The organism is Clostridium coskatii (assembly GCF_001675205.1).
Taxonomy (GTDB): domain Bacteria; phylum Bacillota; class Clostridia; order Clostridiales; family Clostridiaceae; genus Clostridium_B; species Clostridium_B ljungdahlii.
The window spans coordinates 39,273-57,881 of sequence record NZ_LROR01000095.1; the positions used below are offsets into that span (position 1 = coordinate 39,273).

13 protein-coding genes, 1 pseudogene, 1 riboswitch and 1 other annotated feature are annotated in these 18,609 nt (G+C 32.5%); of the genes and pseudogenes, 11 read left to right on the top strand and 3 right to left on the bottom strand.

All coding sequences use genetic code 11. From position 1 onward, the window contains the following. Positions 1-30 precede the first annotated feature (30 nt). A pseudogene (locus CLCOS_RS19940) lies at positions 31-1,335 on the top strand (2-hydroxycarboxylate transporter family protein). Positions 1,336-1,396: 61 nt separating this feature from the next. On the opposite strand, the gene CLCOS_RS23035 reads toward CLCOS_RS19940, so the two are convergent. Together CLCOS_RS23035 and CLCOS_RS22610 are read right to left on the bottom strand one after the other, a co-directional pair. Beyond that, positions 1,397-1,519 carry a hypothetical protein gene (locus CLCOS_RS23035; RefSeq protein WP_023162421.1) on the bottom strand — a complete coding sequence of 41 codons (123 nt, stop codon included), beginning with the start codon at positions 1,517-1,519 and terminating at the stop codon, positions 1,397-1,399. 12 nt (positions 1,520-1,531) lie between these two features. Then, positions 1,532-1,684 (bottom strand): hypothetical protein, encoded by a 153-nt coding sequence (locus CLCOS_RS22610; RefSeq protein WP_013240447.1) that lies wholly within the window; start codon positions 1,682-1,684, stop codon positions 1,532-1,534. A 127-nt stretch (positions 1,685-1,811) separates the two neighbouring features. Here CLCOS_RS22610 and CLCOS_RS19945 point away from each other — a divergent pair, with 127 nt between their 5' ends. From CLCOS_RS19945 to CLCOS_RS19970, 6 genes are all read left to right on the top strand, one after another. Continuing rightward, positions 1,812-2,762 (top strand): fused DSP-PTPase phosphatase/NAD kinase-like protein, encoded by a 951-nt coding sequence (locus CLCOS_RS19945; protein WP_013240446.1) that lies wholly within the window; start codon positions 1,812-1,814, stop codon positions 2,760-2,762. 55 nt (positions 2,763-2,817) lie between these two features. Then, a complete protein-coding gene (locus CLCOS_RS19950) occupies positions 2,818-3,558 on the top strand; it encodes a polysaccharide deacetylase family protein (RefSeq protein ID WP_063601254.1) in 741 nt (246 codons plus the stop codon). 339 nt (positions 3,559-3,897) lie between these two features. After that, positions 3,898-5,163 (top strand): four-carbon acid sugar kinase family protein, encoded by a 1,266-nt coding sequence (locus CLCOS_RS19955; protein WP_063601122.1) that lies wholly within the window; start codon positions 3,898-3,900, stop codon positions 5,161-5,163. After that, positions 5,156-6,151 carry a 4-hydroxythreonine-4-phosphate dehydrogenase PdxA gene (gene pdxA / locus CLCOS_RS19960; RefSeq protein WP_063601121.1) on the top strand — a complete coding sequence of 332 codons (996 nt, stop codon included), beginning with the start codon at positions 5,156-5,158 and terminating at the stop codon, positions 6,149-6,151. Before CLCOS_RS19955 ends, pdxA begins: the two co-directional genes overlap by 8 nt. A 246-nt stretch (positions 6,152-6,397) precedes the next feature. Then, the gene (locus tag CLCOS_RS19965) at positions 6,398-7,741 is read left to right on the top strand and encodes an MFS transporter (protein ID WP_242872343.1); all 1,344 of its coding nucleotides are present in this window, start codon (positions 6,398-6,400) and stop codon (positions 7,739-7,741) included. Between the two features lie 40 nt (positions 7,742-7,781). Beyond that, on the top strand, positions 7,782-8,912 hold the full coding sequence (locus CLCOS_RS19970) for a glycerate kinase (RefSeq protein ID WP_063601119.1): 1,131 nt from the start codon (positions 7,782-7,784) through the stop codon (positions 8,910-8,912). 498 nt (positions 8,913-9,410) lie between these two features. Here CLCOS_RS19970 and CLCOS_RS19975 read toward each other — a convergent pair whose 3' ends face one another. Next, positions 9,411-11,012, bottom strand: a complete 1,602-nt coding sequence (locus tag CLCOS_RS19975) for a GxGYxYP domain-containing protein (RefSeq protein ID WP_153042966.1) — start codon at positions 11,010-11,012, stop codon at positions 9,411-9,413. Positions 11,013-11,212: 200 nt separating this feature from the next. Then, positions 11,213-11,422 (top strand) — a binding site (T-box leader). Between the two features lie 84 nt (positions 11,423-11,506). Here CLCOS_RS19975 and proS point away from each other — a divergent pair. From proS to hydE, 4 genes are all read left to right on the top strand, one after another. Further along, the gene (proS, locus tag CLCOS_RS19980) at positions 11,507-12,925 is read left to right on the top strand and encodes a proline--tRNA ligase (protein WP_041705614.1); all 1,419 of its coding nucleotides are present in this window, start codon (positions 11,507-11,509) and stop codon (positions 12,923-12,925) included. A 218-nt stretch (positions 12,926-13,143) separates the two neighbouring features. After that, positions 13,144-14,997 carry an ATP-dependent zinc metalloprotease FtsH gene (ftsH, locus tag CLCOS_RS19985; RefSeq protein WP_013240438.1) on the top strand — a complete coding sequence of 618 codons (1,854 nt, stop codon included), beginning with the start codon at positions 13,144-13,146 and terminating at the stop codon, positions 14,995-14,997. A gap of 103 nt (positions 14,998-15,100) precedes the next feature. Next, the gene (locus CLCOS_RS19990; protein ID WP_063601117.1) at positions 15,101-17,230 is read left to right on the top strand and encodes a HelD family protein; all 2,130 of its coding nucleotides are present in this window, start codon (positions 15,101-15,103) and stop codon (positions 17,228-17,230) included. 69 nt (positions 17,231-17,299) lie between these two features. Continuing rightward, positions 17,300-18,337: a [FeFe] hydrogenase H-cluster radical SAM maturase HydE gene (gene hydE / locus CLCOS_RS19995; RefSeq protein WP_013240436.1), complete on the top strand. Its 1,038-nt coding sequence runs from the start codon at positions 17,300-17,302 to the stop codon at positions 18,335-18,337. Between the two features lie 53 nt (positions 18,338-18,390). Further along, positions 18,391-18,595, top strand: a riboswitch (Lysine riboswitch). Positions 18,596-18,609: the final 14 nt, after the last annotated feature.

Sequence of the window (18,609 nt, forward strand, 5' to 3'; positions counted from 1 at the left end):
GGGGGAATTTACGTGCAAGGTACAATTAACATGCCTAAATCTGAAAATAATAATTTTATTTCAAAATTTGTAAATTATAAAATAGGGGTTACACCTCTTCCAATATTTATTGTACTGGCAGCAATAATCTATTTTGCTTCAGTAACAAAAAAACTTCCTGCAGATATGATAGGTGGTTTTGCAATAATCATAGTTTTAGGAACATTTTTCGGAGACCTTGGATCAAAGCTTCCAGTGTTAAAAAACATTGGTGGTGCTGCAATTTTATCAATAATAATACCTTCTATGATGGTATATTTTAAACTGCTTAACACAACATCCATGAAAGCGATTACTGGAATAATGAAAAATTCTAACTTCTTATATTTATATATTTCATGCTTGGTTGTAGGAAGTATACTAGGAATGAATAGGAAAGTACTGATAAAAGGTTTTGTCAGGATGTTTGTTCCTTTAGTTGTAGGAACTATTATGGCAATTGCAGGTGGAATGTTAGTGGGCTTATTATTTGGATATAAGCCAGGCTATACTTTCTTCTACATTGTAGCCCCTATACTTGATGGAGGAATTGGAGAAGGAATATTGCCGCTAACTATGGGATATTCAGAAATTTTACACCAACCTCAAAGTCTCCTTATTGCAAAACTAGTTCCAGCAGCAGTACTTGGAAATATTGTTGCTATAGTAAGTGCTGGAGTATTGAAACGTTATGCTGAAAAAAGACCAGACCTTACTGGTAATGGACTGTTAGTAAAGACAAAAGAAGATAATGAAATACTTGCAGAACAAAAAGCTGAAAAACCTGTTGATTTTAAACTTATGGGAAGCGGTCTTTTAATTGCTTGTACTTTCTATGTATTTGGTCTTTTAACTAGTCCGCTTATAGGAATACCAGCACCTATCATTATGATATTTACTGCAGCAATAGTTAAATATCTCAATGTGATACCACCTGAAACAGAACAAGGTGTTCATCACTTGTATAAATTTGTATCATCAAGCTTAACTTAACCGTTGTTAGTTGGTATTGGTGTATTATATACTCCGTTTAGTGATTTGGTTAGAGCAATCACACCAGCATACATTATTATTTGTATATCCATAGTTTTGTCAATGATGGCATCAGGATTTTTTATTGGCAAGTATATAAATATGTATCCAATAGAATCTTCTTTAGTTACAGCATGTCACAGTGGACTTGGTGGTACAGGTGATGTAGCAATCTTGTCTTCAGCAAATCGTATGGAACTTATGCCATTTTCACAAATATCTACAAGAATTGGCGGAGCATCTATGGTTGTTATAGCAACATTGCTGCTTAAAATGTTTAGTTAATAAATTAATTTAGGGAGAAGTCATTATATATTGTTAATGACTTCTCCCATTTTAAATGTTTTTATTTTGCTGATTTCTTTTTACTGTTTTTATTATGGTTTTGTCCTTCTTCAGTAATAGGTATCTGGCCTTTACTTTTTTTAGCTCTGGCCTTTTTGTTATCAGGCTGACTGTCCTTAGTCATTTATGTTACCTCCTAAATTAATCCTGCTTTCTTATTACCAGTTTTAGCTTTTCCCTGGATTTCTTTCACAGGTTTCACAGTATTTCTATTAGATTTCATCTTTTTATTGCTTTCAGTACCATGAGGGTCACTTGGATCGGGCCTTCTCATTCCTGCTTTAGCCATAAAAATACCCTCCTTAGATTCAAAATACATAGTTATTTTTAGCATTGAATAAGAAAATATACACATAATAAGCAGAGATATTATTTATAAAATATATAAGTGATTAATAAAAAAGAGGTGGCAAGGTATGAAGAAAAAATTAAGTATTTTTATGTGCACTATGTTTTTAGTATCTTTACTTGGAGTACCTGTAGTATATTCCAAGGAAGTTACAGGAATGAAAAATGAAAATGTGCAGCTTGAACACATACAAAATAAAAATGTACAGCTTAAAATAGACTCTAAAAAGAAAAATAAAATTCCTAAGAGATTCAGAAAAACTACAGATGACATTAGAGTTTATGGTAAAGCCTTAAATTTGAAGGGACTATCCTCTTTAAATGCTTCAGGCAGCGCACAGTTTACAGGGCAGAATATAAAAATGGTGAAAGAGGAAATAGGCAATGTACCTATATTGGTAGTAGATTTAAGGGAAGAGTCCCATGGTTTTATAAATGACCTGGCAGTTAGCTGGGTAGGAGAAGAAAAAAATAATGCAAATAAGGGACTTACTAGGGAGCAGGTATTAAAGGATGAAAGCGAAAGGTTAAAAGGTATCAAATTAAATGAGAAACTTGGTATTGAAGAAAAAGAAATAATTCCAGATAAAGTTCAAGATGAGAGGGAACTTACGGAAGAAAATAAGATGTCCTATGTAAGAATACCTGTTACAGATACAGAAGGGCCTACAGATGAAATGGTGGACTATTTCATAAGCATTGTAAAGAAAACGCCGCCAGGTACATGGATGCATTTTCACTGCAAAGCCGGAATTGGAAGGACTACTACGTTTATGACAATGTACGATATTATGAAAAATGCTAAGGATGTAAGCTTAGACGATATAATGGAGAGACAGATTTTGCTTGGAGGGAAAAATTTACTTAAGCCTTTTCATAAAGTTGGAAGTAAATCTTCAGAGAGATCGGAATTTATAAAGAAATTCTATGAATACGCAAAAGAAAATAAGGACAATTTTAATACTAGCTGGTCTGAGTGGTTAAAAAACCATAAAGATTCAGTTAAAGACTTAGATTAGGAGGTCCTATAGGTTGAAATATAAAAATAACATATTTGTCAAAACAGTTGTACTTATGTGTATATTTTTTATGACAATAAACCTCAATGTGGTTTTTGCAAATAATTCAAAACATAACCTGAATGATGATTTACAGAAGGACAATAAAAAAGTAATTTACTTGACTTTTGATGACGGACCCAGCAAACTTACAGATAAGTTCCTAGACATACTAAAGGAGAACAATGTAAAAGCCACATTTTTTCTCATAGGCAATCAAATAGAAGATAATGAACAGGTAGTAAAGAGAATATATAGTGAAGGTCACAGTATAGGACTTCACACATATAGTCACAAATATAGAAAAATATACAGAAATGGCGACAGTTTTATAGATGAAATGAATAAATCTAACGAATTAATAAAGAAAGTTACAGGGAAAGAAAGTCATTTAATAAGATTTCCAGGAGGGAGCAGGAAACACCTAAATAAAAGGTTTTTAGAGAAATTGCACAACAATAAGTTCAAAATATATGACTGGAACATACAGGCATCTGATGGAATTAATCCAAAGATTCCACCGTATAAACTAGTCAAAGAGGCTACTAAAGATCCAGATAAACACAATCCAGTAATACTTTTAATGCACTGCGATTATATGCATAAGAATACTTGTACTGCGCTGCCTCAAGTAATAAGTTATTACAAATCTCATGGCTATGAATTTAAGCCTATAACAGAAAATACAGACGAGGTTTATTTTCCTATAAAAACTAATAAAGCTTCTTCATTTTTAGAAAAGTTATTTAAAAATTGATTTTTAAGTTAGAATACCTTAGAGACTTAGATATGTCTGATGCACGAGTTTATCTAAGTCTCTTTAGATTTTTGAAATAATTTCTAAAAATTTAAAAAAATAAGAAGGAATTATATATTTTTTATAGTTTATAACATATATAAACAAATATGAACATATATAAACAGTATAGAACAAATTACATGTTTTATTATAACAAAGGAGAAAACAAAATCCTTCCAGAAGAGAGACGTATTAAAATAGTAGATTTTTTAAAAGAAATATGGACAAGAAAGTAGCAAACAAAAATGAGAAAGAGAGAATAGATATATCTGGTTTAATTAAAAGAGGAGGGTATATATGCCAGGTGTTTTAGTGATGGCTGATGATTTTACAGGCGCAAATGATACAGGGGTACTACTTAAGACAAAGGGACTAAATGCTATTTCTTTTTTGAGAAGTGATGATGTGAAAAATTTTCATAGTGATGAAGATGTTTTCTGTATAAACACAGACACTAGAGATAAGGAAAAGCAGTATTCGTATAACTTGATTAAAAGTATAACCCATGAATTTAAAGATCAAGTTAAAGTTATAAGCAAAAGAATAGATAGTACCTTGAGAGGAAACGCAGGAAGTGAAATAGATGGTGTACTAGATGAATTGGGGAAAGAATATAAAGCTGTTGTAGTAGCTTCTTATCCTTCATCTGGACGAATTTGTATTGGAGGATATGTTCTTGTAAATGGAGTACCACTAGAAAAAACTAATGTTTCAAAGGATATTAAAACCCCGGTAAAATCATCTAATGTAATTGATATTATAAAATCTCAGAGCAGTAAAAGTGTTGGACATATATATTTGGAGAAAGTTTTAAAAGGAAGTAATTTTTTAAGTAGAGAAATACAGGATAATTCTAATGAAATAATTGTTATAGATGCAGTAACAAATGAGGATATTAAAATTATAGCTGATGCATGTGTATTGTCACAGCAGAAAATTGTATGTATAGATCCAGGGCCTTTTACGGCATATTTTTCATTAAATTTGTTAAAGTCAGGCAAAGAAGATTTTTATAGAAGCTTAATGGTTATAGGAAGTACTACAGATTTAACTAGAAGGCAAATAGAATATTTTAAAGAACATAAAAATATACTTATTTATAACGTAGATGTGAGTAATTTAATAGATGATTTTGAAGACGAATTGCAAGAGGCGTTAAGTTATTTTAAACAAAATTATAAGAAATATAAGTATCTCTGCATAAGTACTTCTTTAGAAAAAGATGAAATAAGGGATAAAGCTAGCATGAGTATATCTTATATTATATCAGATAGATTAAATAAGCTAGCAAAAAATATACTTAATGTAAAGGATTTCAACATTAATCTTGCTTATTTAACTGGAGGAGATATAAGCCAGGGGTTTTTGAAAAATATAAATTCAATTGGTGTGGAAATAATAGATGAAATAATTCCACTTGCAGTATACGGAAAAGCAGTAGGAGGCGAATTTGATGGATTAAACATAATAACCAAAGGAGGACTAATTGGGAATGAAACATCTGCAGACTTTATATTGTCTGCTGTAGAAAAAAACGTTAAAGGTGGTAGTAAAAATGAATAAAAAAATTGTAGCAATACCAATAGGGGATATAGCAGGTGTAGGACCTGAAATAGTAGTTAAAGCTCTTAACAAAAAAATTATTTATGATAAAGTGAACCCTCTAGTAGTAGGAGAATTGAGGGCAATAAAAAGAGCTTTAGAAGTGACCAATATAAATTTAGAAATAAATGTTGTAGACAAAGTAGAAAAGGGAAAATTTGAATTTGGAATAATTGATTTGATTGATCTAAATAATGTAAATGGATATGAAATAAAATTTGGAGAGGTACAAGCAAAGGCAGGAAAATCAGCTTTTGAATTCATTAAAAAATCTGTAGAGCTTGCAGGTGAACATAAGGTAGATGCTATAGCAACTACTCCTATAAATAAAGAAGCTCTAAAGGCTGCAAAAATAAATTATATTGGACATACTGAAATATTGGCTGGTCTTACAGGTACAGATGATCCTATGACCATGTTTCAAGTACGTAATTTAAGGGTGTTTTTTTTGACCAGGCATTTATCACTTAAGGATGCTGTAAGTTCTGTAAAAAAGAATAAGATTTATGAATACATTCTAAAATGCAGTAAGGGACTTATGCAGCTGGGAGTGAAAAATCCTAGGATTGCAATTGCAGGATTGAATCCTCATGCAGGGGAGCACGGACTTTTCGGAATGGAAGAAGTTGAAGAAATCGTTCCTGCGGTAGAAGCTGCAAGAAAAAAAGGTATAGATATAGAAGGGCCTATAGGAGCAGATTCAGTATTTTATAAGGCATTAAAAGGTACTTATGATGCAGTAATATCACTATATCACGATCAAGGTCATATTGCTACGAAAATGGTAGACTTTGAGAAAACTATTTCTATAACTGTTGGACTGCCTTTTATAAGGACATCTGTTGATCACGGTACAGCTTTTGATATTGCAGGTAAAAATATTGTAAGTTCAGTAAGTATGGAGGAAGCAATTAAGTTGGCTTATGAATATGCCGAGGTGTACAAATAAAAACTTAGTTTTCTGTGCTAACTCATTTAAAATATATTATAATCTAAAAACTTAAGTACAGTGAACTAGTTTATATAAACAGAGTTCTTGGTTTCAGGTGGAGTTTTTTCTCCATCTGAAACTTAGAAATCGTTATCCAGAGGCGTAGCAGCCGTTATGCACAGCATAAGAACTCTAAATCGCTCAAGCTCAAGAGTTCTAATATTCCCCACTTTATAAGAAAAGCAGATATCCCAAATTTTTGATTTGGCGATAGTCGCTTTCACTGTGTGCGATGGGGGTATTACGGCTGGTAGCCATCGGATAAAAATAAATTATAAGAAAGGATATGGTGTGAACATGGGGACATCAAGAAGGTGGGTGAGAATTATACCTATAGCATTTGTAATGTATATGACGGCTTATATGGATAGAATAAATGTATCTATGATACTTCCATATATAGATAAGTCATTTAACTTGACAAGTGCAGATATGGGTATAGCCTCAGGAATATTTTTTGTAGGTTATATGGTACTGCAGATACCAGCTGCTATACTAGCAGATAAGTGGAGTGCCAAAAAAGTTGTATTTATACTGATTATGCTTTGGAGTATAGTTGCTATGTGTACAAGTTTAGTACAAAGTAAAGCTCAGCTATTTGTATTAAGGTTACTTTTAGGAGTATTTGAAGGTGGTGTATGGCCGTCAGTTTTAGTACTGCTTGCTAAATGGTTTCCGTCAGGAGAAAGAGCTCGTGCTAATGCTTTTTGGATGATTAACATGCCGTTATCTGCTGTTATTATGGCACCTATTACAGGTTGGCTTATATCTATAACAAGCTGGCGTATGGTATTTTTAATTGAAGGACTTTTACCTCTTATTTGGGGATTTGTATGGTGGTTTGCAATATCTGATAGTCCAACTGATGCTAAATGGGTATCTGACGATGAGAGAAAATATGTAGAAGATACAATTGCGAAAGAAAATGAAAATAAGCCTAGAGCTACTGGATATGGTTCAGCTTTTAAAAATCCAACAGTTATATTGCTTTTGGTTGCCTACTTTTTCTGGATGTCTGGTTTTTATGGATATACTATGTGGGTGCCAAGTGTTGTAAAAGGTTTTAAAGGACTTAATTCTTCTGCAGTAGGACTTATAAGTGCAATACCTTTTATTTTTGCAATGGCATCTATGGCTGTTAACTCTTCCTTATCTGATAAGAGGCATCAAAGGGAAACGCATGTTGCTATACCTCTTTTAATTGGAGCATTTGGACTTATTGGAGGACAGTATTTTGCACATACGGCTGTAGGAAAAATGATATTTTTAATTATAGCAGCTATAGGAGTATATGGACCTTATGGACCATTCTGGGCTATACCTACAGACATATTAAGACCTGAGCTGGCAGCAGCAGCTATGGGACTTATAAATGCTCTTGGAAACCTGGGAGGATTTTTGGGACCTTATATTGTAGGGTGGATTCAAGGAAAATTTGGAGGATTCTTTGGATTTGTTGTTTTAGGAATATTCTTAATGATTACCGCTGCTATTTCTATGGTAATTAAGTCTAGAAGAAATGCTGCCAAACAAAATGTAGTGGTTTAATTAGAATGTTGTACTAGTAGTATTATAGGGGGAATTAAAATTGAGAATACTTCTTGCTCCAGATTCCTTTAAAGGAAGTTTGTCTTCAAAAGATGTTTGCAGTGCTCTTAGAGAAGGAATACTCAGGGTATCTCAGATGGATATACTGGAAGTTCCTATTGCAGATGGGGGAGAAGGTACAGTAGATGCAATTGTTTCATCTACAAAAGGTACAGAATATTTTGAAAAAGTTAATGGACCTTTAGGAGAAAAAATAAAAGCTCATTACGGAATATTAAAAGATAAAACTGCAATTATAGAAATGGCCTCGGCTTCAGGATTATATCTTGTACCTGAAAATAAAAGGAATCCACTTATAACTACATCTTATGGAACTGGACAGCTTATAGAAAGCGCTCTAAATAAAGGATGTAGAAAGTTTATAATTGGAATAGGAGGAAGTGCTACAAATGACGGTGGTGCAGGTATGCTGCAGGCTTTAGGTGCAAGCTTCTTAGATGAATGTAATAGGGAGATTGGTTATGGAGGCGGATGCCTTGATAAGCTGGCAAGGGTGGATTTAAGCAGTTTAGATGGCAGAATATATGAAAGTGAATTTATTGTTGCATCGGATGTGGTTAATCCTCTATGTGGTAAAAATGGTGCATCTTTTGTGTATGGACCTCAAAAAAATGCATCTCCTGAAATGGTCAAATTGCTGGATGATAATTTAATGCATTATTCTGAGGTTGTGAAGGATACTCTAAATAAGGACTTATCACAAACTCCAGGAGCAGGTGCTGCAGGTGGAATGGGATTTGCACTTATGGCCTTTTTAAATGCTAAATTAGAAAAAGGTATAGATGTTGTAATTGATATTACTGGAATGGAAGATAAAATAAAAGCCAGTGATTTAGTTATAACAGGAGAAGGAAACACCGATTTTCAAACTGCTTTTGGAAAGGCTCCTCTAGGCGTTGCAAAACTAGCTAAAAAATACAATAAGCCTGTAATTGTATTGTCCGGTGGTCTTGGAGATAACTATAAGAGCTTATATGATATTGGTGTTACTTCCTTATTTAGTATCATAGATAAACCTATGTCGCTTGAATATTCTATGAAGCATGCATCTGAATTAATAGAGGATAGAATAGAAGATATTATGAGAACAATAGTAGGAGTTTTAAACTAAAATTTGACTTATACTAAATCATATAATGACAAATTGCGTCACCTTAAAAATTTTAGTAAGTCTAAAGTTCGGTATTTTGAAAAGCTAAGAAGCTTAGCTAAACTCGTGCCTCAAACATATCTAAGCTTCTAAGATTTTCTAAAATACCTCACTAAGACTTACAAAAAAATTTTTAAAAGTGACTTCAATTTTGTCATTATATTTCATGTATAAGGCTAAATTTCAATTGAAAACTCTATGTTGGTATTCTAGCTTAAAATCAACTTATACGCAGGCATATTTTTACAATGCTGAAGCTCTTTTAAATATTTTGTATATAAGTCTTGGAAAAAATTCGTAAAAACTTAGAACTTTTGAATTGTTTGAGGTACGAGTTTTCAAAAGTTCTTAGCTTTTTTAGAATTTTTTACTAAGACTTATCAAAATATTTAACGAGCTGAAGGTTGTAAAAGATATCCGGAGTATAAGTTGATTTTTGCTTAGATTCCCCCATAGAGCTTATTTCCTGATATTTTTTTTCATAATATCCATAAATGTATCTGGTGGGACAACTTTTACTTTAGGATTTTTATTTAACTCTGTTATTACTTTTTCTACGTCTTTCATAGATTTACTCCATGCATGAACGTACACAAACGTATAGGCTTCAGGTTTGGATATGTTGGTGTAGCCTTTATTAACATAATTATTTATGTTATTTATAAGAGCATCTTCCTCTTCCAGTCCAGACCAGAGTACATCTCTGCAGGACACCACTGGTTTTCCATTGCTCCATACAATTTTACCTTTATAGTCATTTTGCTTATTATAATTAAGGTAGAATATACCGTCAACATTTGAACAAGTAGTGTATTTATTCCATAATTTAGTATCATAAAGTGACCAATCATCCAAAACTGATACATACCTTTCATCTACATCTGCCATATAATTGTTTAATCTTTTTAGATATGCGTTTAAAGAATCTTCCTTAAATTTACTAGGGTACATATAACCATTGCCAGAAGGTGATACTACAAAGTTATCCCTATAAGGAATTGAAGATGTATTTTTATAATATAGTTTAAAAACGGTAGGAGCTAGTTCATACATAGAAGGACTTATGCTGAATCCCATATTAAAACTACCTCTTTTAGGAGATCCGTACCATTTTTTAGATCCATAATTACTCCCCAGGTTCCACTGCTGGTTATCTCCATCTGACATTATAAAAGTTACGTAGTGCATAGGTTGAGAGAAAAGTTTTTTATCAGGCTTTACACTGCTTTTTTGTGTTAAAGGTACTGATGGAAAGGCACTTAATACTGTTAAATTGTAAGACCAATCTGCAGGAACCATACTTACTCCATTTTTAGAGGCTGCACTTACATTACTATGTTCGTCAGGCCCCCATCCAAGGCATGTAGAGTCCTTTTTCATAGACTCAAAAACTTTATCCCTTAGTGAGAAATCTTTTAGATCATCCTCATAAAACACTAAACATTTACTCATGATTCCATAATCTCTAAGAGGAGCATTTTTATTTGGAGACAGCTGAATTACAACGGAATGGTTTAGTCCTGAATTCCACAAATTATTATAAGCCCAATATTTATCGGTGTTTACACAATCACCCTGTATTTTAATTCCTGTACTTTTAACCTTATCTTCTATAGATTTATCTATAGCTATGGAATTTTTTAATGCTGCAAGAGAGCAGGCATTGTTAATAGAAGGGTTTTTCTCAGGATAACTGCTGTAAAGTACATATCCAGACACTAGTGATTTAAATTTATCTAATAAATACCAGGGATCTTTTACTATGGTATAAGTTACCCCGTAATTTGTTTTTAAATCATCCAGCCATATTTTGTAATCAGGTTGATTTTTGTTTAAAGTATATATTTGAGAATATGACTTATTTGATATTACTCCTTGAAGGGTGACTATCATAGTTTTTTCTGCAGGAGTTAGATCATTTTGGTAAATTACATAAAGGTGATGTGGTATTTTCGAGTTTTTTACATAATAAGGCTTGCCTAAAAAAGCATGTACATTTGGAATAAATATACCAAATAAAAAAATAGAAATAATTAGTACAATAGATTTTTTAAATTTCATATGAATTTACCTCCTAATCTTATTATGCAGTTTTTTGGTTAGTTTATTAGAAATTTGGTTTGGTAAGATATAGTAGGAGATGTTTAAAAAATAGGAATATTTTTAGATGTATAATATTTGGAGAAACTCTAATTTTAAAAAATATATTGACAATAAATTTCCTGTATTCTATTATATAGAAAGAGTTTAATTAAATATAGTGATATGCAAAGAAGAGGATTAGTAGAAATGATATTTTTTTAAGAGAGGAAACGGGTGGTGAAAGTTTCTAAATGTACATTTTGAACCTACCTTTGAGTTCTGTTAGAATACAGCGGTAATTGCCGTTATAATTATAATTGAGAGAATATGTTTAATATTTTAAATATATTAATCAGGGTGGTACCGCCGACGTAACCTCGGTCCCTTTTGGGATTGGAGGCTTTTTTATATTTAAAGGAAAAACTAACTACACTAGATTCAAATTTTGGAGGTAATTAAAATTGAGTAAAAAGATGGTAGAACAAATAACATCAAGAGATGAAGATTTTGCACAGTGGTATACAGACATTGTAAAAAAAGCAGAATTAGCTGATTATTCAAGTGTAAGAGGCTGTATGATAATACGTCCTTATGCTTATGCTATGTGGGAAAATATTCAGAGTTATTTAGACAAAAGATTTAAAGAAACAGGACATCAAAATGTATATATGCCCTTATTTATTCCTGAAAGTCTTCTTCAAAAGGAAAAGGATCATATAGAGGGATTTGCACCAGAAGTTGCCTGGGTAACTCACGGTGGTAATGAAGAACTTACAGAAAAATTATGTGTTCGTCCAACATCAGAAACATTATTTTGTGAACATTATGCTAAGATAGTTCAGTCTTATAAAGACTTGCCTAAGCTTTACAATCAGTGGTGTTCTGTAGTTAGATGGGAAAAGACTACAAGACCTTTCCTTAGAACTACAGAATTTTTATGGCAAGAAGGTCATACTATACATGAAACTAAGAAGGAAGCCCAAGAGGAGACCACAAGGATGCTGAATGTATATGCGGATCTTTGTGAAAAAGTACTGGCTATTCCGGTATTAAAAGGACAGAAAACTGACAGTGAAAAATTTGCAGGAGGAGAAGCTACATATACTATAGAAGCACTTATGCATGATGGAAAGGCACTTCAGGCTGGTACATCTCATTACTTAGGACAGAACTTTGCGAAATCTTTTGGAATGCAGTATTCAGATAAAGAAGGAAAACTTCAATATGTATACCAGACTTCCTGGGGTGTAACAACCCGTCTTTTAGGAGCAATTATAATGGTACATGGCGATGATAATGGACTCGTAGTTCCACCTAGAATAGCTCCTACTCAGGTAATTATAGTACCTATAGCACAGCATAAAGAAGGAGTACTGGATAAGGCAAACGAACTAAAAGATAGAATAGCTAAATTTGCAAGAGTTAAACTTGATGACAGTGATAAAATGGCTGGATGGAAGTTTAGTGAATATGAGATGAAGGGAGTTCCTATACGTCTTGAAGTAGGACCAAAGGATATCGAGAAAAATCAAGTTGTACTTGTAAGGAGAGACAGTGGAGAAAAGATAATAGTATCCATGGATAACCTGGAAAAGGATATACCAGATCTTTTAGATAAAATTCATGACGGTATGTTTGAAAAGGCAAAAAATCTTATAGAAAACAATACAAATAATGCTGTAAACATGGAAGAGTTTAAAGATATAATGGAAAATAAAATAGGTTTTGTAAAGGCTATGTGGTGTGGAGACGCTAAATGTGAAGAAAAAATTAAAGAAGTTACTGGTGCATCTTCAAGATGCATTCCATTTGAACAAGAACATATTTCAGATACCTGCGTGTGCTGTGGTAAAAAAGCTGATAAATTAGTTTATTGGGGAAAAGCATATTAAAGAAACCTGTGTTAATATAATACTTCAATTTTTAGAAATGCTATCAAAATTTTGATAGTATTTCTTTTTGGCAAATAAATTTAGTGGTTACTTGCAAATATCATAGATATTTGGTTAAAAATAACTTTAAAAATATTTTGTAAATACTAGTAGGAAAAAGAGTATTTATTGCTATAATATAAGTAGATTATGAGTTGAAATAAAGTGGAGGCTTACATATGTTTAATAGCAAAAAATTTAAAGGTAACAAATTCAAATATGTTATTTATTATTCACTATTAGCTGTTATAATTGTGTTTATAGTTAATGAATACTCTAGCCAATTAAAATATGAGCACATAAAATATAGTGATTTTATAAATTATATTAACCAAAATAAAATATCTAATGTACAAATATCCAAGGATAGGCTAATAATAACTCCCAAGGATAAGGATACAGCTCATAAAGGAAAAATACTTTATACTGAAAGGGTAGATGATCAGAATTTAATTAAAAAGCTAAATGATGCCAAAGTTCAATATGAAGGCGTGTCACAGGAAAGCTCTCTAATGAGAAGCCTTTTTACAAATTGGATTTTACCCTTAAGTATAATTATGTTTTTTGGAAGTATTTTAATGGGAAGATTAGATAAAAAAATGGGCAGTGGAGTTATGTCCTTTGGGAAGAATACCGCTAAAATATATGCGGAAAATGAAACTGGCGTGAACTTTAGTGATGTGGCAGGACAGGAAGAAGCTAAAGAATCTCTGATTGAAATAGTTGATTTCTTGCATAACTCTCAAAAATATGTATCAATAGGTGCAAAGCTTCCTAAGGGGGCACTCCTTGTAGGGCCACCAGGGACAGGAAAGACTCTTCTTGCAAAAGCTGTAGCAGGGGAAGCTAAAGTCCCATTTTTCTCTATATCAGGTTCTGCTTTTGTAGAGATGTTTGTAGGTATGGGGGCATCTAGAGTTAGAGATTTATTTAAACAGGCACAGGAAAAGGCTCCTTGTATAGTATTTATAGATGAAATAGATGCCATAGGTAAAAGTAGGGGTGGCAACGTATCTGGAAATGATGAGAGGGAGCAAACTTTGAATCAACTTCTTGCAGAGATGGATGGATTTGATTCTTCTAAAGGAGTTGTAATTTTAGCAGCTACCAATAGACCAGAAGTACTTGACAAGGCACTTTTAAGACCAGGAAGATTTGATAGAAGGGTTATAGTAGATAGGCCTGATTTAAAGGGAAGAGAAAGCATACTTAAAGTTCATACTAAGGGAGTTAAAGTTTCAGAAGATGTAGATTTAAATTCTATAGCAAAATCGACTCCTGGAGCTGTAGGAGCGGATTTGGCTAATATGATAAATGAAGCTGCTTTAAGGGCAGTGAAAAATGGTAGGGAAGAAGTAATTCAGGAAGACTTAGAGGAATCAGTAGAAGTAGTTATGGCTGGTAAAGAAAAGAAAGATAGAATTTTATCTGATGCTGAAAAAAGAGCTGTTGCTTTTCATGAAGTAGGTCATGCACTTGTGGCTGCATTATTAAAACATACGGATCCTGTACATAAGATAACTATAGTTCCGAGGACCATGGGTGCACTAGGTTATACGATGCAGCTTCCTACAGAAGAAAAATATCTTGTTAGCAAGGAAGAAATGATAGATAAGATATGTGTCATGCTAGGGGGAAGATCTGCAGAAGAAGTAGAGCTTAATAGCATATCTACAGGTGCATCTAATGATATTGAAAGAGCTACGGAAACAGCTAGGAGCATGGTGACTATGTATGGAATGACAGATAGATTTGATATGATGGGACTAGAATCAATAAAAGATAGATATTTGGATGGAAGACCGGTGCAAAATTGTAGTGCGGAAACGGCTGCTATTATAGATGATGAAACCTTGAACATAATAAAAGAATGTCACGAAAAGGCAAGAAGTATTATTAAAGAAAATAAGGATTTACTCATAAAGATATCTGAAAGCCTAATTGAAAAAGAAACTTTAATGGGAGAGGAATTTATGGACATAATAAAAGAATATAATGACAAAAAACAGGAAACTCAGGATACAAAACTCTGATTATGGACTACTCTAAGGCATTTGGAAGAAAATAGGATAGAATACTCAATGGTTATTTCTTTGAAAATGCCTAATGGGTAACTTATGAAATGGAGATAGTAATATGTATAGAGACGATTTAAAAAAGGAATTGGAGAAAGAAGTCGAGCTGGATCTTGAAAGGGAAAAATTAGAAGAAGTCTTAAAAGAAATTGAGGTACAAATTTTAGAATACATTGAGAGTAGAAAAAAAGTAATAGACTATATTTTAAAGCTAAGAGAAAAAAATTTGGAACAGTACGAAGATGATGAAGACAAAGTTATAGAATATTTTAACCATGAAATGTACGAAAAGGAAGAACAGTATAGGCTAGTAAATAAAAGCATAAAAGAACTTACCATACTGAGCAATTCACCTTATTTTGGTAAGGTAAAATTTCAGGATGAATATGGAGAGGAAGAAATATACATAGGTAGGTTTGGTGTGACAGGAAGGAAAAGTTACGAACCTATTGTAATTGACTGGAGATCACCTGTATCTTCTTTGTTTTATGCAGGTAAGCTGGGAACTGTAAAATATACATCTCCTATGGGAGAAGTAGAAACAGAAGTGCTTTCTAAAAGACAATTTATTATAAAAAAATCTAATCTAGTAGGTATGTTTGATTCCAGTATAGATGTAAAAGATGAAATCTTGCAAATGGTACTTAGCAAAAATGCTGGTGAAAAGTTAAAAGATATTGTAATGACTATACAAAAAGAACAGGATAATTTAATAAGACAGCCTAGAACAGGGGCTATTGTGGTAAATGGAGTAGCAGGAAGTGGAAAAACTACTATAGCACTGCATCGGGTAGCTTACTTATTATACAATTATAGAAAGGTTCTCCAAGGAAAGGTACTGATATTAGGTCCTAACAGCATATTTATAGACTATATTTCACTTGTACTTCCAAGTTTAGGAGAGGAAAAGGTTACTCAAACTACTTTCAGAGAATTTGCAGAGGATATGCTAAATGTGCCTTATATAATGGATTTTAAGGATTATATGGAAAAAATATTAAGTCACCAAAAAGATTTTTCTGAAGAAATTAAGTATAAGGGTTCTTTAGAATATGTGCAGGATATAGATAATTTTATTGGCAGCTTGGAAAAAGATTGTTTTAAAATAGAGGATGTGTTTTTTTACGATAAACTTATAATATCTGGAGAAGACATAAATAAGATGCTTAATTATTATTTTAAAGATATGCCTCTGTTTAAGAGAAGTTCCAGGATAAAAAGAGTCATATACTCTAAGGTAAGGGATGAAAGAAACAGGCTAATAATATCTATACAAAAAGAATATGAAAATAAGGTGAAGAGTCTAACGGAAAGTGAACTAAATGATTGTGGAAATGAGCTGGAGTACAAAAGACGAAATGATATAAGAGATGTAATAAAAGAAGTAATTAGTATCAAAAAAAATAAGTTAATTTGGCTTAAAAATCCTGATGTAATTACATTATACAATGATTTTAATGGAAATAAACTGCTAATTTATGATGACTTAGCTCCTATTTTATATTTAAAAATAAAGCTGGAAGGGTTAAGATATAGAGATGAAATAAGACATATAGTGATAGATGAAGCACAAGATTATTCCCCACTACAGTTTCGGGTTATTTATGAACTTACAAAGTGTAAATCTTTTACTATAGTAGGAGATACCAATCAAAAAATTATATTTTCAAAAGAGACACCTGCTGTGGAGAAATTGGAAAACATACTCCCGGATTTGGAGATAAAGCGTTTTTCATTAAATAAGAGCTATAGATCCACAAATGAGATAATTGATTATGCTAATAAATATCTAGAAGAGGATAAAACCGTGCCTCTAGTTAGAAGTGGAAAAAAAGTTGTGGAAAAAAGGGTAGATAATTCCAAAGAACTTGTGGACAAAATACTAGATAATGTTGTAGAATTAAAAGAAAGAGGTTATGAAAGTATAGCCATAATTTGCAGGGATTTAAAAGACACGGAAGCTATAGGTAATTTAATAAAAGCAAGAATTCATATAAATGTGCTTGATAGAGAAGATATGATTTATTCCAGCGGCGAGGTTATACTTCCAAGTTATTTTGCCAAAGGTTTAGAATTTGACGCGGTTATAATGATAGATACCTGTGAAAAAAATGAAAATACATTAAAATATATAATGGCTACAAGGGCGCTGCATGAATTATATGTGTATAAGACTTCCTCGATTAATTAAAAGTTTACTAAGCTTCAGGTTTAAATCAATTATCCTGAAGCTTAGTGTTTTGTAAAGGAGATATGATCTATGGGGGATAAATTACTAGAATCAATTGAAAAAGCTGAATTGAATCATACACTTGATAAAAGTGAAATAGTTGAATTATTTAACAGTAACGAACATAATGAAGAACTTTTTAAAGCGGCAGACAGAGTAAGAAAAAAATATGTAGGGGATGAAGTACATTTAAGAGGACTGATAGAATTTTCTAATATATGCAAAAGAAATTGCATGTACTGTGGACTTAGACGTGATAATAAAAATATCAAAAGATATAGAATAGAGCCGGATAAAATAATTGAATTAGCAAAAAAAGCAGTAGGATACGGCTATAAAACAGTTGTTTTGCAGTCTGGAGAAGACGATTACTATACTGTAGATAAGCTAAAATACATAATATCAAATATGAAGAAAATGGACATAGCTGTAACTCTCAGCATAGGTGAAAAAACTTTTGAAGAGTATAAAGCTTTTAAAGAAGCTGGAGCAGATAGATATTTAATAAGAATAGAAACTACGGATCCGGAACTGTATGCAAAAATGGACCCTGGGATGAGTTATGAAAATAGAAAACGCTGCTTGAAAGATCTTGGAAAGTTAGGATATGAAGTTGGTACAGGATGTCTTATAGGTCTTCCTGGCCAAACTTTTGAGTCGCTTGCAGAGGATATATTATTTTTTAAAGAAATAGATGCAGATATGGTAGGAGTAGGGCCTTTTATTCCAAATGCAGATACGCCTTTAAGAGATGAAAAAGGTGGAACGTTTATAAATGCTCTTAAAGTTATGGCTATAAGCAGACTGATTATGCCAGATATTAATCTTCCTGGTACAACAGCTATGGAAACTTTAAATCCAAGAGGCAGGACTATAGCTCTTCAGAGTGGAGCTAATGTAGTTATGCCAAATGTAACGGAAGGTGTATATAGGAAGCTTTATGCACTATATCCAGGTAAAATTTGCACAGGGGATACTCCTGCCCAATGCAGAGATTGTATAACCGGTAAAATAATTACTATAGGAAGGGTCATATCTGGTTCTAAAGGATTTAGAGTAAAAAAATAGTTGAAATCATTAGATATTTGTGATAAACTTAGAACAATTTAATAAATTAGTTACCTTAGGGTAGAGGTGCTGTAACTATCAGTATTTATTTTTAGTCGGCGGACGTTGAAAAATAAAGAAAGGAGCTGCAGCCGAAAAAACTAGTTTGGCGAAACTGTTTTTGGCTTTGTACATAATATGTTCAAAGCTGTCATTGAAAAGGCATATTCATTTTATATGATTTAATGGATATACTTTTAGTGGAGAGCTACAAAGGTACACGACCATGCATA